This window comes from Phyllobacterium sp. 0TCS1.6A, from assembly GCF_026420825.1.
Lineage (GTDB): Bacteria > Pseudomonadota > Alphaproteobacteria > Rhizobiales > Rhizobiaceae > Phyllobacterium.
The window spans coordinates 168,019-184,425 of sequence record NZ_JAPMAB010000010.1 but is presented as its reverse complement, the minus strand read 5'-3'; the positions used below and the strand labels follow the sequence as shown (position 1 = coordinate 184,425).

12 protein-coding genes are annotated in these 16,407 nt (G+C 61.3%); 6 read left to right on the top strand and 6 right to left on the bottom strand.

The genetic code is table 11. From position 1 onward, the window contains the following. Nucleotides 1-154: 154 nt before the first annotated feature. Nucleotides 155-517, bottom strand: a complete 363-nt coding sequence (gene cpdR / locus OSJ75_RS19800) for a cell cycle two-component system response regulator CpdR (protein WP_008124673.1) — start codon at nucleotides 515-517, stop codon at nucleotides 155-157. A 262-nt stretch (nucleotides 518-779) separates the two neighbouring features. Here cpdR and OSJ75_RS19795 point away from each other — a divergent pair, with 262 nt between their 5' ends. After that, a complete protein-coding gene (locus tag OSJ75_RS19795) occupies nucleotides 780-1,670 on the top strand; it encodes an N-formylglutamate amidohydrolase (RefSeq protein WP_250018564.1) in 891 nt (296 codons plus the stop codon). A gap of 222 nt (nucleotides 1,671-1,892) precedes the next feature. Beyond that, on the top strand, nucleotides 1,893-2,687 hold the full coding sequence (hisN, locus tag OSJ75_RS19790) for a histidinol-phosphatase (protein WP_267229219.1): 795 nt from the start codon (nucleotides 1,893-1,895) through the stop codon (nucleotides 2,685-2,687). 22 nt (nucleotides 2,688-2,709) lie between these two features. Here the strand turns inward: hisN and OSJ75_RS19785 are convergent, their stop codons facing one another. Both OSJ75_RS19785 and OSJ75_RS19780 read right to left on the bottom strand, forming a co-directional pair. Further along, nucleotides 2,710-3,666, bottom strand: coding sequence for an alpha/beta fold hydrolase (locus OSJ75_RS19785; protein ID WP_267229218.1), 957 nt, complete (start codon nucleotides 3,664-3,666; stop codon nucleotides 2,710-2,712). Between the two features lie 146 nt (nucleotides 3,667-3,812). Further along, nucleotides 3,813-4,235 carry a hypothetical protein gene (locus OSJ75_RS19780; protein ID WP_250018340.1) on the bottom strand — a complete coding sequence of 141 codons (423 nt, stop codon included), beginning with the start codon at nucleotides 4,233-4,235 and terminating at the stop codon, nucleotides 3,813-3,815. 265 nt (nucleotides 4,236-4,500) lie between these two features. On the opposite strand from OSJ75_RS19780, the gene OSJ75_RS19775 reads away from it, so the two are divergent. Beyond that, the gene (locus OSJ75_RS19775) at nucleotides 4,501-4,971 is read left to right on the top strand and encodes an Hsp20 family protein (RefSeq protein WP_250018343.1); all 471 of its coding nucleotides are present in this window, start codon (nucleotides 4,501-4,503) and stop codon (nucleotides 4,969-4,971) included. Nucleotides 4,972-5,016: 45 nt separating this feature from the next. Here OSJ75_RS19775 and OSJ75_RS19770 read toward each other — a convergent pair whose 3' ends face one another. Continuing rightward, complete coding sequence (locus tag OSJ75_RS19770) at nucleotides 5,017-6,066, bottom strand: threonine aldolase family protein (RefSeq protein ID WP_267229217.1); 1,050 nt, start codon at nucleotides 6,064-6,066, stop codon at nucleotides 5,017-5,019. Between the two features lie 424 nt (nucleotides 6,067-6,490). Between OSJ75_RS19770 and gltB the strand changes: the two genes are divergently transcribed. Both gltB and OSJ75_RS19760 read left to right on the top strand, forming a co-directional pair. Then, nucleotides 6,491-11,209: a glutamate synthase large subunit gene (gene gltB, locus OSJ75_RS19765; RefSeq protein WP_250018347.1), complete on the top strand. Its 4,719-nt coding sequence runs from the start codon at nucleotides 6,491-6,493 to the stop codon at nucleotides 11,207-11,209. 108 nt (nucleotides 11,210-11,317) lie between these two features. Beyond that, on the top strand, nucleotides 11,318-12,772 hold the full coding sequence (locus tag OSJ75_RS19760) for a glutamate synthase subunit beta (RefSeq protein ID WP_250018348.1): 1,455 nt from the start codon (nucleotides 11,318-11,320) through the stop codon (nucleotides 12,770-12,772). A gap of 32 nt (nucleotides 12,773-12,804) precedes the next feature. Here OSJ75_RS19760 and OSJ75_RS19755 read toward each other — a convergent pair whose 3' ends face one another. Together OSJ75_RS19755 and OSJ75_RS19750 are read right to left on the bottom strand one after the other, a co-directional pair. Continuing rightward, nucleotides 12,805-14,022, bottom strand: coding sequence for a DUF459 domain-containing protein (locus OSJ75_RS19755; protein WP_267229216.1), 1,218 nt, complete (start codon nucleotides 14,020-14,022; stop codon nucleotides 12,805-12,807). An 8-nt stretch (nucleotides 14,023-14,030) separates the two neighbouring features. Then, nucleotides 14,031-15,257, bottom strand: a complete 1,227-nt coding sequence (locus OSJ75_RS19750) for a lytic murein transglycosylase (RefSeq protein ID WP_250018351.1) — start codon at nucleotides 15,255-15,257, stop codon at nucleotides 14,031-14,033. A 218-nt stretch (nucleotides 15,258-15,475) separates the two neighbouring features. Between OSJ75_RS19750 and galU the strand changes: the two genes are divergently transcribed. Further along, the gene (galU, locus tag OSJ75_RS19745; RefSeq protein ID WP_250018353.1) at nucleotides 15,476-16,375 is read left to right on the top strand and encodes a UTP--glucose-1-phosphate uridylyltransferase GalU; all 900 of its coding nucleotides are present in this window, start codon (nucleotides 15,476-15,478) and stop codon (nucleotides 16,373-16,375) included. Nucleotides 16,376-16,407 lie beyond the last annotated feature (32 nt).

Genomic DNA, 16,407 nt, shown 5'->3' with positions numbered 1-16,407 from the left:
TACACCATATTGGTTCAGCCTCGTCAATAGGTTGCCATGCAAGTTTCCGCCTTTTCGTTGCGAAAGGCGCGAAAGCCCATGATCGCTAGTGTGGTGGAACTGAAATAGGCCTCGCAGCGGCGGCAGGGCCGGGGCGTGTTTCAGATTCGGATCACTAGGCGGCTACCAGCATTTTCTCGATCTCGTTGACGAGATCGCGCAGGTGGAATGGCTTGGAAAGCACCTTCGCATCTTTCGGCGCCTTCGAATCCGCGTTGAGGGCGACAGCCGCAAACCCCGTTATGAACATGATCTTCAGATCGGGGTCGATCTCGGAGGCGCGCCGCGCCAGCTCTATCCCGTCCATTTCCGGCATGACGATGTCGGTCAGGAGAAGGGAGAAGGGCTCTTCGCGCAGCCGGTCATAGGCGCTCGCACCATTGTCGAAATGGGTAACGTGGTAACCGGCCTTCTCGAGCGCCTTCACCAGAAAGCGCCGCATGTCATTGTCGTCTTCAGCAAGAAGTATTCGCTTCATCGGTCCGTCCGAATTCCATATCGCCAGATCATCCCCAGATCAGCGTTCCGTCTGCCCCACAGAGAACGCTTTTAAGGTAAAGATCGCGTGAATGATTTGCTAGAAATAAGGCCGAACGGGACAAATGTCGAGTTGAGACGCCAAGGCGGAAGCATCAGGCGCAAACGTGTCGGGCTTGACCGTCTCTCCATTTCCATCTTTGGAGAACTTGCATTAATGTGAGGCGACAAAAATGCGCGGCCCGACAAATCCCGATGGAATGATGACAGCACATAGCGACTTCCCCGACATGCCTCCGTTCGAGTTGCGGCGCCCGTCCGACCAGCGCATTCCATTCCTGTTCAATTCCCCGCATAGCGGGCGCTACTATCCGGAGGCCTTCCTGCGCCAGTCGCAGCTCGATCCGCACAGCATCCGCCGGTCGGAAGATTGCTATGTCGATCAATTGTTCGCCGCCGCCGTCTCGCTCGGCGCGCCCTTGATGGTGGCGCATTTCCCCCGCGCCTATCTCGACGTCAACCGCGAGCCCTACGAGCTCGACCCGAAGATGTTCGTCGAAGCGCTGCCTTCCTTCGCCAACGGGCACTCGGCGCGGGTGGCCGGCGGTCTTGGCACGGTGCCGCGACTGGTGGGCGAGGGGCAGGAGATCTACGCGCAGAAAATCCACCTTGCCGAGGCGATGGCCCGCATCGACGAGATCTACAAGCCCTACCATGCACTGCTGGCACAGGTCCTCGGCACGACGCGGGACCGCTTCGGCTATGCCGTCATCGTCGATTGCCACTCGATGCCGACGGGAATACGGTTTCCGGAAAACGGTCTGCGGCCGGATTTCATCATCGGCGATCGATTCGGCACCAGCTGCTCGGCGGAGCTTGCCAATGCCGCCATCCACCTGCTGCGCGACCTCGGCTATCTCGTCGCCCATAACAAGCCCTATGCGGGCGGCTATATCACCGAACATTACGGCCGGCCGGCGAAGCAGTTCCACGCGCTGCAGATCGAGGTCAATCGCGGCCTCTATCTCAACGAACAGACCTATGAGAGGAAGCCGGGCTTCGAGCAGCTCCAGCGGGACATGGCCCTGTTCATGGCCGATCTCGTATCGCTGCCGGACTATTGCTTCCTCGACAAGCCGCTGGCCGCCGAATAGCCAAAAAAAAGACCGCGCGTGAGCGCGGCCCAAGTCTAGGGAGGAAACGCCCAAGGAGGGCATAGACAAGTCGCCTTGTCTGTTCATCACTCTATGCTGCATCGCACAAATGTCAAGACGTTTTGTGTTGTTTTTGGGCAATAACAATAGATGCCTAAAATAGATGCAGTAATTCTTCATTCAGGCCATTATTGAGAACAAAACAGCCGCCGAGGAGCCATTTTGACGATCGAACTTTCCTTTTTGCGCAGCCTCGCTGCCGCCGCCAGCGAGCAGACATTGCCGCGATTCCGCAATATTTCCCTCGTGGACAATAAATATACGACCGGTTTCGACCCGGTGACCGAGGCGGACCGCGAGGCGGAACTCGCGATCAGGCGACTCATCAACAAGACCTATCCGGATCACGGCATCCTCGGCGAGGAATTCGGCGGCGAGAATCTCGACCAGTCGCATGTCTGGGTGATCGACCCCATCGACGGCACGCGCGCCTTCATCTCGGGCATTCCGGTCTGGGGCACGCTGGCGGGACTGACCATCGACGGCGATGCGGTCGCCGGGTTGATGTCGCAGCCGTTCACGCGTGAATTGTTCATGTGCGACGGCGAGGCGTCCTGGTATGAGGGGCCGGATGGGGGGCCGGATGGGGGGCCGAGGCGGCTGCAAACGCGCAAGACGACCGACCTTGCCGAGGCCACGCTGTTCACCACCACCCCTGTCATGTTCAAGGACGCGGCGCGCACCGCCTATGACCGCGTTGAGGCCGGCGTGAAACTCGTGCGGTACGGCACGGATTGCTATGCCTATGCGATGCTGGCGGCGGGTTTCGTCGATCTCGTCATCGAAACCGGGCTGCACAGCTATGACATCATGGCGCTGATCCCGATCATCGAGAAGGCGGGCGGCGTGATCACGACATGGGATGGCGGGCCGGCCGAGAACGCCGGCGCCATCGTCGCGGCGGCGACGCCCGAGCTTCACCAGAAGGCGCTGGAGGTGTTGCACAGGGTGGTCTGAACATGGTTCGCCGAGGCCGGCCTCAATCCGTTTCGGCGCCTGTTCCCGGGATAAAGGCGTCGAAGGCAGCGAAGAACTGCTCCCGGTAATAGTCCTTTTCCTGAAGGATTTCGTGCTGGGCGCCGTCGATCGTCAGCAGCGTCGCATTGCGAAGCTGCAGCGCGTAGCGTTCGATGGCCGGCGTCGAGACGACCCTGTCGGCCCCGGCGGCGACGATCAATGTGGGAATCCTGATGGTTTCCATGAATTCCGGCCGGTTCACCTGGTGGCCGGCCCTGGCTGCCGCCACGATCCAGCTTGCCGTCGGCCCGCCGAGCGCAAGCTGCGGCGCATGTTCCAATGTCTCGAACTGGCGGTTGAAGCGCACCTCGTCGGAGGTGAGGATATTGCCTTCGAAGGGCGGGATCCGATGCGGCCCGGCGACCATATAGGCACTGCCGAAGCCGCTGAGGCGCAGGGTGCGTGCGAGGGTCGTCGCCAGGTTTCGCCGAAACCGCGTCGTCGGAACGTCGAGCAGCGGTGAGATCAGCACCATGCGCCTGATCCTGTTGGAAAGGCGCGGCGACGCCAGCAGCGCCACCAATGCGCCGGTCGAATGGGCCAGGATGTAGAACGGACCGCGGCAATCCGGCAGGAGCAGCGTTTCGAACACATATTCCAGATCGGCGGTGTATTGGTCGAAACTGCCGATATGGCCGCGGGCGGCATCTCGGATGAGGCGGCTCGACGCGCCCTGGCCGCGCCAGTCGAAGGTCGCGACGGTGAAGCCCCGCGCGGTGAGGTCAATGATGGTTTCGAAGTATTTTTCGATGCATTCGCTTCGTCCGTGCAGGATCAGCACTGTCCCGAGCGGTGGCCTGGAGCCGGCAGCGGGGAAGATCGCATATCGAAGCTGCTTGCCGTCTGGCAGGGCGAGATTATCCGCGCGAGCGCCCGGCGGAATGGGGTTCGAAGGCGTTTCGACGAGAGATTGGATCATTCTTTGGCGTATCCGTTTCGAAAACTGATAGAACGCGCCAGAAGCAAGGTCAAACGGGGAAAAAGGTTGACCGGGAACCCGCCTGAGAGTTCCCGGTCAGGTGTTGCAGGTGGAAGGGACGTTACACCTGCAACAATCTCGGCCTTTTAGTATGCCGGGTTGATCTCAATGCTGAAGCCTGAACGGTTGCGGTCGTAACGATCGCGGCCGACACGGCGCGTGTCGAGAATTTCGCCATCGCGGGAGACCACCACCAGCACCGGATTGCCGCGACGCGAGGCGCGCACGAAATACCGGCCGCGCTCATAATCCACGTCGCGTACACGGTAGCCGCGGCGCTCCAGCATCCTGGCGACATCGCGCGGGCCGAAACGGTCGCGGCGGTCCTCGTAGTGGCGGCGGTCGCGGTCGCGATACCTTTCCTGAACCAGGATGCCGCCCTCGTCGCTGTCTTCGAAATAGATGGCCGCGCCGGAATCCCGGTCATATCGCGACTGGGCAAGGGCGGAGCCCGCTCCTGCGGTCAGAAGCACAGCCGCCGACAGTGCAATGGCAGTAAACTTCTTCATGATCATCATCCTCGTTCATGGCCGGGAAATTCCTGCCGTTGGAGCAATATCTAATCCTGCCCGACTGAACGAATCCCGAAGGAAGCGTTCATCTTCGGTTCATCATGGTTTTGGCGGTGAAGCTCTTGAAACTGCGAAATTGCCTAACCAAATTAGACCCTGCAGTCGCCAGTGAGGGGCTGCTGGTCCCGCGATGCCCGCCAATGAAGGGGGCATTAAAAAAGGACCAATACGCAACTTTGTCGCTCTAAAGGAGGGCTTTACAATGCGTCACGTGGATTTTTCACCACTCTATCGTTCGACTGTCGGTTTTGACCGGCTTTTCACCATTCTCGATTCGCTGGCCCAGCCAGACGGCTCCCAGACCTATCCGCCCTATAATATCGAGCGGACGGGCGAGAATGCCTATCGCATCACCATGGCCGTTGCCGGTTTCTCTGAAGATGAAATCCAGATCGAGGCCCATCGCAACCAGCTCAAGGTGACCGGTGAGAAGAGTACGGAAAATGCCGACGAATCGGCTGAAACGCTCTATCGCGGCATTGCATCGCGCGCATTCGAGCGCCGGTTCCATCTCGCCGATTTCGTCGAGGTCAGTGGTGCCAGCCTGAAGAACGGGCTTCTGCACATCGACCTCAAGCGCGAAATCCCCGAGGAGATGAAGCCACGCAAGATCGCTGTGACGGCTCTTTCCGACAAGGAAGCCAAGCAGATCGAAGCGAAGGCAGCCAACTGATCAGTAGCTGACCAGTCTCGAAGGAAGCGGCGCAATGCGCCGCTTCTATTTTATGAGGTCGCCGAAACGGTCGATCTCGTCCGGCGAGGTGGCAAAGCTCGTCACCAGCCGCACAAGTTTCTCCCCATCCCGCAATATCTGCCCTTCGGCCCCGGGCATCGACCATTCATGGAAGATCGCGCCCTTTTCCCTCAGCGCTGCCGCGGTATGGCCCGGTATGATCGCGAATACCTCATTGGCCTGCGGCTGCCATGCCAGGCGGCAGTCCCTCGATGCGTCGAGGCGTTCCGCCAGCGCGGCGGCCATGGCATTGGCGTGCGCCGCAAGCTCCAGCCAGAGGCCGTCGGCGAGATAGGCCTCGAACTGCGCGGCGATGAACCGCGATTTCGAGAACAGCTGGGCCGCGCGCTTGCGGATGAACGGCATCTGCCGCGCGTGCTCCGGGTTCATGAAGACCAGCGCTTCGGCGCACCAGCAGCCATTCTTGGTGCCGCCGAAGGAAAGAATATCGACACCCTGCCGCCAGGTCATATCGGCAGCCGAACAGTTCAGCGTCACCAGCGCATTGGCGAAGCGGGCCCCGTCCATGTGCAGCGGCAGGCCCTTCTCCCTGCAGATGGCGGCGATGGCGGCGATGTCTGCCAGTTCGTAGAGCGTGCCGATCTCCGTTGCCTGCGTGATCGATACGCCCATGGGCTGGCCGGCATGGACATTGCCGGGCGCAAAGCCGTCGATCGCCGATCGCAGCCCGTCACGATCGATGCGGCCGAGTTCGCCGTCGACGCCCTGAAAACGGGCGCCGGCGGAAAGGAAACCGGGCGCGCCGCCCTCATCGGTGATGATATGCGCTTGCGAATGTGCAAAAGTAACGCCGCCGGGCACCGAAATGCTGGCCTGCGCCAGCGAATTGGCGGCCGTGCCGGTCGCGACGAAGAAGACGGCGACATCGCGCTCGAATATCTCGCTGAAACGGCGGTCGACCGCGCGGTCGATCTCGCTGGTGCCGTAGGCGGACGCGAAACCTTGCGCGTGACGGCCAAGGTTCTCGGTTATCTTTTCATGGGCACCGGCCCAATTGTCGGAAGCGAATTGCATGGGAAGGCCTCAAGCAGGATAGTGGTGCCTGGACGCTTACGACTTTCGGGCAATGGTGAAAAGAGCCGTAAAAGGGCATGATGGAGAAATCGCCTAGCGCAAACGGGTTGCATGGTGGAATAATCCACCCAGGCAATGAATGGCAGTATTCCGGCACTTTTGCGCAATCTTATTACGGCAAAGGTCCAGATTTTTTGCTTTTCCATCTTGTCTGTTTGGAATAATTCTGGCATAGGCTGATACGACAGCAATGCTGTCCTAATTTGTGGGAGTGGTCGAAAGGGATGGCTGCGGATGCTGCCGTCCCCATTGCAGCGCCTGCAATCAGCAATCGGAAGATATGCCGCATAAAGCGGGACAGGAATTCATGCTATTCCGTCCCATGACAATTTACCGCCGCAATGGCGCAATGGAGGAAATGACGATGACGGATTTGACGCCATCTGTAACGACTGAAATCGCTCAGGCCGTACAGAATCGTGCGGTCAAAACCAATAAATCGTCGGCGATACCTCCGCGCCAGGGTCTTTATGATCCCCGCAACGAGCATGATGCCTGCGGCGTCGGCTTCGTTGCGCATATGAAGGGCCAGAAGTCGCACAAGATCATCGAAGATGGTCTCTTCATGCTCGAAAACCTGACCCATCGCGGCGCCGTGGGCGCCGATCCGCTGATGGGCGACGGTGCGGGCATCCTCGTCCAGATACCGGATGCGCTGTTCCGGGCGGAATGGGCTGAACAGGGCGTGGAGCTTCCGCCCGTCAATCATTATGCGGTCGGCCATCTGTTCATGCCGCAGGACCCGGAAGAGCGGGCGCATATCGAGGCGGTCATTTCCGAAGTCATCGCTTCGGAAGGCCAGTCGCTGATCGGCTATCGCGACGTGCCGGTCGACAATGCGTCGCTGTCGAAGGCGCCGCATATCGCCGCCACCGAGCCCTATCACCGGCAGGTGTTCATCGGGCGCAATCCCAATATCGAATCCAACGAGGATTTCGAAGGGCGGCTCTTCGTCCTGCGCAAGGTGATTTCGAACCGCATCTACCAGGAGAATGGCGGCAAGGAGAGCGATTTCTACGTCGTTTCCATGTCGGCGCGCACCATTGTCTACAAGGGCATGTTCCTGGCCTACCAGGTCGGCGCCTACTACAAGGATCTGAAGGATCCGCGCTTCGTCAGCGCGGTCGCGCTGGTGCATCAGCGGTTCTCGACGAACACGTTCCCGTCGTGGAAGCTCGCCCATCCCTACCGAATGGTCGCCCATAATGGCGAGATCAACACCCTGCGCGGCAATGTCAACTGGATGGCCGCGCGCCAGGCCTCGGTCGATTCCGAATATTTCGGCAATGACATCTCGAAGCTGTGGCCGATCTCCTATGAAGGGCAGTCGGACACGGCGTGCTTCGACAATGCGCTGGAGTTCCTGTTCCAGGGCGGCTACTCGCTGGCGCATGCCATGATGATGCTGATCCCCGAGGCATGGTCCGGCAACAAGCTGATGGCTGACGACCGCAAGGCGTTCTACGAGTATCATGCGGCATTGATGGAGCCATGGGACGGGCCTGCCGCCGTGGCGTTCACCGACGGGCGCCAGATCGGCGCGACGCTCGACCGGAACGGCCTCCGTCCGGCCCGCTATCTCGTCACCGACGACGATTTCGTGGTCATGGCTTCCGAGGCCGGCGTCCTGCCGGTGCCGGAGGAGAAGATCGTCAAGAAGTGGCGCCTGCAGCCCGGGCGCATGCTGCTCATCGACATGGAGAAGGGGCAGATCATTTCCGACGACGACATCAAGTCGGAAATCGCCAACCGCCATCCCTACAAGCAGTGGCTCAAGAACACTCAGCTGATCCTCGAGGAGCTCAGCCCCGTCGAGCCGCGTGCGCTGCGCAGGGATGTCAGCCTGCTCGATCGCCAGCAGGCATTCGGCTATACGCAGGAAGACACGCGCATCCTGATGGCGCCGATGGCGACGACGGGCCAGGAAGCCATCGGCTCCATGGGCACGGATACGCCGATATCGGCGATGTCGGACAAGTCGAAGCTGCTCTATACCTATTTCAAGCAGAACTTCGCGCAGGTGACGAACCCGCCGATCGATCCGATCCGCGAAGAGCTGGTGATGAGCCTCGTATCCTTTATCGGGCCGCGCCCCAACCTGTTCGATCTGGTCGGCACCTCGCGCCGCAAGCGCCTCGAAGTGCGCCAGCCCATCCTGACCAATGGCGACCTCGAGAAGATCCGCTCCATCGGCCATACCGAAGACCGGTTCGACACGAAGACGCTCGATATCGCCTATGCGATCGAGGAAGGCGCCGCCGGCATGGCGGGAGCGGTCGAGCGGCTGTGCGAACGCGCCGAAGCTGCCGTTCATGGCGGCTACAACATCATCATCCTGTCGGACCGGCAGGTGGGACCGGACCGTATTCCAATTCCCGCCTTGCTGGCCACCGCCGCCGTCCATCATCACCTGATCCGCAAGGGCCTGCGCACGTCGGTCGGTCTGGTGGTCGAATCGGGCGAGCCGCGCGAAGTGCATCATTTCTGCTGTCTCGCCGGATACGGCGCCGAGGCGATCAATCCGTATCTTGCCTTCGATACGCTGCTGGAGATGCACCGCCGCGGCGAGTTTCCGCCCGAGGTCGATCCGAAGGAAGTGGTTTCGCGCTACATCAAGTCGATCGGCAAGGGCATTCTCAAGGTCATGTCCAAGATGGGCATTTCCACCTACCAGTCCTATTGCGGCGCGCAGATATTCGATGCGGTCGGCCTGAAGTCGGATTTCGTCGAGCGCTTCTTCTTCGGCACGGCGACGACCATCGAGGGCGTCGGGCTCGAGGAAGTCGCCGAGGAAACCGTTCGGCGCCACCGCGATGCCTTCGGCAATGATCCGGTGCTGCTCAACACGCTGGAAGTCGGCGGCGAATATGCCTATCGCATCCGCGGCGAGGCGCATCTGTGGTCGCCCGATGCGGTCGCCAAGCTGCAACATGCGGTGCGCACCGAATCGCCGGCGACGTTCAAGGAATATTCCGACATGGTGAACAGCCAGTCGGCGCGGGCGCAGACCATTCGCGGCCTGTTCAAGATCAAGACCGCCGAGGAAGTCGGGCGCAAGCCGGTTTCCATCGACGAGGTCGAGCCTGCCAAGGAGATCGTCAAGCGGTTCTCGACAGGGGCGATGTCGTTCGGTTCGATCAGCCGCGAGGCCCATACGACGCTGGCCGTCGCCATGAACCGGATCGGCGGCAAGTCGAACACCGGCGAGGGTGGCGAGGAGCCGGACCGGTTCTACCCGCTTCCCGACGGGCGGTCGAACCCCGAACGGTCGGCGATCAAGCAGGTCGCATCCGGACGCTTCGGTGTGACCACGGAATATCTCGTCAATTCGGACATGATGCAGATCAAGGTGGCGCAGGGCGCAAAGCCCGGCGAAGGCGGCCAGCTGCCGGGGCACAAGGTCGATGCGACGGTCGCCAAGACGCGCCATTCGACGCCCGGTGTCGGCCTGATCTCGCCGCCGCCGCACCACGACATCTATTCGATCGAGGATCTGGCGCAGCTCATCTACGACCTGAAGAACGTCAACCCGGCCGCCGACGTATCGGTCAAGCTGGTGTCCGAGGTCGGCGTCGGCACGGTTGCCGCCGGCGTTGCCAAGGCGCGCGCCGATCACATCACCATTTCCGGCTATGATGGCGGGACGGGCGCATCGCCGCTGACCTCGCTGAAGCATGCCGGAAGCCCATGGGAAATGGGCCTTGCCGAAACGCAGCAGACGCTGGTGCTCAACGGCCTGCGCTCGCGCATCGCGCTGCAGGTGGATGGCGGCTTGCGCACGGGCAGGGACGTCGTCATCGGCGCGCTGCTCGGGGCCGACGAGTTCGGTTTCTCCACCGCGCCGCTGATCGCCGCCGGCTGCATCATGATGCGCAAGTGCCATCTGAATACCTGCCCCGTCGGCGTCGCAACGCAGGATCCGGTCCTGCGTAAGCGCTTCAAGGGCACGCCGGAGCATGTCATCAACTTCTTCTTCTATATGGCCGAGGAAGTGCGGCAGTTCCTCGCGCAGATGGGCTACACCAAGCTCGAAGACATCATCGGCAAGGCGGAAATGCTGGAAAAGCGCGAGATGATCGAGCATTGGAAGGCCAAGGGGCTCGATTTCACGCGCATATTCCACAAGCCGGAGGCGGATGCCGACAAGATCCGCTGGACGGAACGGCAGAACCATCCGATCGTCGATATTCTCGACAGGAAGCTCATCGAGCAGGCGCTGCCGGCACTGGAAAGCAAGCAGCCGGTGAAGATCGAGGCGGCGATCAAGAACGTCGATCGTTCCGTCGGTGCGATGCTGTCCGGCGAAGTTGCCAAGCGCCACAAGCACAGGGGCCTCAAGGACGATACGATCGCCGTGACCTTCCGCGGTACCGCCGGCCAGTCCTTCGGTGCGTTTCTTGCGCGCGGCGTCTCCTTCGATCTCATCGGAGACGGCAATGACTATGTCGGCAAGGGGCTTTGCGGCGGGCGTATCATCATTCGTCCACCCGAGAACGCCAAGATCGTCGCCGAAGACTCGATCATCGCCGGCAATACGGTGCTCTATGGCGCGATCGAGGGCGAGGCCTATTTCCGCGGCGTGGTCGGCGAGCGTTTCGCCGTGCGCAACTCGGGCGCCATTGCCGTCGTCGAAGGCACAGGCGACCATGGCTGCGAATACATGACCGGCGGCGTGGTCGTCGTCATCGGCCAGACCGGCCGCAATTTCGCGGCGGGCATGTCGGGCGGCGTCGCCTACGTGCTGGACGAGGCCGGTGATTTCGCCCAGCGCTGCAACATGGCGATGGTCGAACTCGAACCGGTACCCGAGGAAGACGACATCCTCGAAAAACTGCACCATCACGGCGGCGATCTGATGCACAAGGGCCGTGTCGATGTCTCCGCGAACATGACGCGTCATGACGAGGAACGGCTGGTGCAGCTGATCTCCAACCACATGCACTATACGGGCTCGAGCCGGGCCAAGGAAATCCTCGACAATTGGGAGAGCTTCCGGCCGAAATTCGTGAAAGTCATGCCGGTTGAGTATCGTCGCGCGCTCGAAGAGATGGAGCGCATGCGCATGGGTGTCGCAGCCGAATAATGTCAACGCCAGGCTTAGAGCGTCCCTGCCCGGATGCTCGGCCAAGGCACATGCTGCCCGCTTCCCGCCGGGAAGGGGTGGTCCTCCGAGAGGCGAGGGAGCAGTTTGATGGGTAAGGTTACAGGGTTTCTCGAGATCGACCGGCAGGTCGCAAAGTATCAGCCGGCATCCGACCGCATACGGCATTTCAGGGAATTCACCATTCCCATGTCCGACAGCGAGGTGAAGAAGCAGGCGGCGCGCTGCATGGATTGCGGCATTCCCTTCTGCCATGGGCCTACCGGCTGCCCGGTGCACAACCAGATTCCGGACTGGAACGATCTCGTCTACAACGACAATTGGGACGAGGCGATCCGCAATCTGCATTCGACCAACAATTTCCCGGAGTTCACTGGCCGCATCTGCCCGGCGCCCTGCGAAGAGGCATGCACGCTGAACCTCGAAGACGTGCCGGTCTCGATCAAGACCGTGGAACAGGCGATCGCCGACCGCGCCTATGAAAAAGGCTTCATCATTCCCCAGCCGGCCGCATCGAAGACAGGCAGGAATGTCGCCATCATCGGCTCGGGCCCGGCTGGTCTCGCGGCTGCGCAGCAGCTTGGCCGCGCCGGCCACGAGGTCCATGTCTATGAGCGCGAAAGCAAGCCCGGCGGGCTCCTCCGCTACGGCATTCCGGACTTCAAGATGGAGAAGCACTTCATCGACCGGCGCGTGAGCCAGATGGAAGGCGAGGGCGTCACCTTCTTCTGCGGCGTCAATGTCGGTGTCGACAAGCCGGTGCAGGAACTGCTCGACAGCTATGATGCCGTCCTCTATTGCGGCGGCGCGGAAACGCCGCGTCCCGCCGGAATTCCCGGCGCCGACCTCGAAGGCGTGCATGATGCCATGAATTATCTGGTGCAGCAGAACCGCCGCGTCGGCCGCGAACCGATCGAGTCCGTTGCCTGGCAGAGCGAATCCATCGTCGCGGCAGGCAAGCATGTCGTCGTCGTCGGTGGCGGCGATACCGCTTCCGATTGTGTCGGAACCGCCTTCCGTCAGGGCGCCGTAAAGGTAACGCAGCTCGATATCCGGCCGCAGCCGCCGGAAAAGGAAGACAAGCTGAGCGTCTGGCCCTACTGGGCGACGAAAATGCGCACCTCTTCCTCGCAGGCCGAGGGCGCGGACCGTGAATTCCAGGTGGCGACGCTCGAATTCATCGGCGAGAACGACGTCCTCACCCATGTGAAGTGCTGCGAAGTCGATGAAAACCGCAAGCCTGTCCCGGGCACCGAGTTCTTCATCAAGGCCGATCTCGCCTTCATCGCCATCGGCTTCTCCGGTCCGTTCGAGAAGGGCCCCGTGGCGGAACTCGCGGGATCGCTCGACATGCGCGCCGACCGCCGCGGCAATCGTTCCGTTGCGGCGGATGAGAACAATTATCGCACCAGCGTCGAGAAGTTCTATGCGGCAGGCGATGCGCGGCGCGGACAGTCACTGGTCGTCTGGGCGATCCGGGAGGGTCGGCAGGCGGCTCATGCCGTGGACGCGGCGCTGATGGGCAGTTCCGTCCTGCCCCGCTGATCGGCGCCGGTTGGTCAGCGCAGGTTAATCGATCAGCGCACAGCACCCGTCGTAGCGCCATCCGGCGTGCGGCGGGGCCATGAGAAATCATCGACGCGTCCGGGCTGGGCCTGGCGCGCATTTTCGCGGTCGTTCAGGCTTCCGCGATCCTTCCCGCCCGGGGTCGTGACCGCGCCGAGCAGATCGGTTCCGCCGTCGAGTTCGGGATCGTTCAGGCTGATGGGTGCAAGCCGATCGACCTTTACCGGGCCGGTCGCGCCTTCCGGCAAGGCTTGTACCGGCGCACCGGGCTTCACGGTGGCGATGTCGGGCGCCGTGGCATTGCCCAATATCTGCCGCAGCGGCTTTTCCACGTAGAACGCCACCTTGCGCTTGCCCGTTGGGGTGAGGCCGATACCGTCATTGTTGCGCAGGCGCGCGGTCTGCCCCGCCATGTCGAAGCCGGTCAGGGTGAAGCTGCCGCTCTGGTCGACGAAGCCCTCCCATATATCGACGAAAGTACCGTCGGCCTTTTCCACGGCGTTGCGATAGAGTTCATTGAAGGCCAGCACGTCATCGGTCATGCTGCGCGTCTTGAAGGATGGCTGGCCGACCCAGATGACCGGCTTGCCGGTTTTCTTCACGGCGTCGAGGAAAGCATTCAGCCGGTCCTGGTATTCCTTCGACCATTCTTCGCTCAGAAGCGCCTTGCCATTGGCGAATGGCTGCCTGTCATTGGCGCCGGCCATGACGATGACGACTTCGGGCTTTTCCGCTTCGATCATTCCGCCGATCGCTGCCGGCCAATCGAGATGATCGGCGCGTACGAAGCCGGAGGAGCCGTTGGCCTTATCGATGATCTTGACGCCGGGACTGTCGACGAAGGCCGCATCCAGCCCCTCCGCGAGGCCGGACGCCATGAAATCGCCAACGACGAGCACCGCCTTCGCATCCGGCAGCTTGGGTGCGACTGCGGGGGCGGCCGCGGCATTGGGCGCAGGGGCGGCGGCCGGCCGGTTTGCTGCCGGAGCCTTGGGCCGCGTGCGCTTGGTGCGGTTCCTGGGCCGGCTCCGGCGACCGTCGTCGATCAGCCTGTCGGTATCTTCCTGCAGCACCGAGCGGCGGCCCAGCAACATGTCGAGAAGCGTCCTGGCGGAGGCGATATCGGAGGCGACGATGCAGAGGGCGGGCGTCAGGGCGCATATCACGACCCAGCCGCGCCAGGCAGCGCGGCGGCTCGGGTTCTTCTGCTCGTCAATCCGTATCGACAACTTCCCTGTTACCTCTTGCGGAGGATCGTCAGAACTTCCTTGCTCGGATGGCCATCGGGGTCAAGTCCCATGCGGCTCTGGAACGCCTGAATGGCATTGCGCGAGCCGCTGCCGATCTTGCCATCGACCTTGCCGTCATAATAGCCGAGTTCGGTGAGGTGCTGCTGCAATTCCTCGCGTTCTTTCATCGTGATCGGCGTGAACGGGCGGTTCCAGTCCTTCTGCAGGCCGCTGGAGCCTGCGATCTGATCCGCCAGCAGCCCGACGCCGAGCGCGTATTTATCGGCATTGTTGTAGGCCTTGATCACGAAGAAGTTCTTCGTCATCAGGAAGGCCGGGCCGCCGCGCCCATCCGGAACCTTGAGCGTGGCCTTCATGCCGCGGCTGGGGAAGGCCTTGCCATTGGCGCGCACCACACCGAGCTTCTGCCATTCGGCCAGGGTGCGCGAGCCGGCAGGGAATTTGCGCCCGGCGGGAAGCACCACCTCATAGCCCCAGGTCTGCCCGGACTGCCATCCATTCTTGCGAAGAAGATTTGCGGCGGTCGCCAGTGCATCCGGAACGGAAGTCCATATGTCGCGCTTGCCATTGCCGTCCATGTCTACAGCATAGGCGAGGTAGCTGGTCGGAATGAATTGCGTGTGCCCGAGCGCCCCAGCCCATGAGCCGGTGAGATGGCTGCGGTCGATATCGCCCCTCTGCAGAATCTTCATCGCCGCAATCAGCTGCGTGCGGGCAAATTTGGCCCGGCGCTTATCGGCATAGGCGAGTGTCGCCAGCGACCTTACGGCATCGCGCATCACATCGTCGCGCTTGAGAATCTCGCCATAATTGGTCTCCATGGACCAGATCGCCAGCAGGATATTGCGGTCGACGCCGTAGGATTTCTCGATGGCGCCGAGCCAGCGCGAATATTTGCGCGCCATCTCGCGGCCCGTGGCGACGGATTCCTCGTTGACGCGGTTGTCGAGATAGTCCCAGACGGGAGCGGTGAATTCCGGCTGGAATCGCGCCTTTTCCAGGACTTCCGGGTCGATTTCCGTCACGCCGGCAAAAGCGCGCCGATAGGTCTCGGCGCTGATGCCGCTATTGAGGGCCGTCGTGCGGAATTCTGCGATCCAGTTCTGGAATTTTGCGTCGGCGGCCGCATTGCCGATATTAAAGGCAAGCAGGAGTCCCGCCGTTGCTGCCATCATGCCCAGACGTTTGGCAAATGCGGATGAAGCTTCAATCATGATGTACCCTCGAATGTGTTCCCACAGGTTCAAATCACAATCTTACATCTCAAAGTTAGGAATTGGTTTACCATGCCCCCGTGGCCTGCAACATTAACACGGGCAAAGAATGTTTATTTTACACTACCGTGCATTTTGGGTCTTACAAAGGGAGTTGTCCAGCATCCAGAGCGATAGGCAGATGCTGATACAACCGCATGCAACAGCAAGAGGTACTGATGACGACAGTGAAGAAAATTCGTAAAGCCGTCTTTCCAGTTGCGGGTTTCGGGACCCGCGTCCTTCCCGCCACAAAATCCATACCGAAAGAAATGCTGACCGTCGTCGACAAGCCGGTCATCCAGTATGTCGTGGACGAAGCGCGCGAAGCTGGTATCGAACACTTCATTTTCGTCACGGGGCGAAACAAGGCCGTCATCGAAGATTATTTCGACGCCCAGTACGAACTTTATTCGTCGCTGAGCGAGCGCGGCAAGACGGCGCTGCTCGATGAACTGCAGCAGATCCAGCCGCGGCCCGGAACGACGAGCTTCACCCGCCAGCAGGTGCCGATGGGCCTTGGCCACGCCGTATGGTGCGCGCGCGACATCGTCGGCGACGAGCCGTTTGCGCTCTTGCTGCCGGACATGATCATGCAGCCCGAGAAGAAGGGCTGCCTGGCGGATATGGTCGAGCTCTATAACCAGACCGGCGGCAATATCGTCGCCGTGCAGGAGTGCGATCCGGAAGAGGCGCACAAATACGGCATCGTCGGCCAGGGCAAAACGGTCGGCAATGGCTTCGAACTCACGGAGATGGTGGAAAAGCCCGCAAAGGGAACCGCTCCCTCCAATCTCTACATCAATGGCCGTTATATCCTGCAGCCCGATATTTTCGGCATCCTGGAAAACCAGGAGCGCGGTGCGGGCAATGAGATCCAGCTGACCGATGCGATGCTGAAACTCACCAAACAGCAGGATTTCTTCGGATATCACTTCAAGGGCCGGACCTACGATACCGGCTCCAAGGAGGGTTTCGTCGAGGCCAATGTCGCCTTCGCGCTATGGCGCAAGGACATCCGCACCGGCGTCATGGACAATATCCGGACCATGCTGGATACGATCCAGCCGAAGTCCTGAAGCCGATCGCCGCGCCCATCCGATAGACGGGC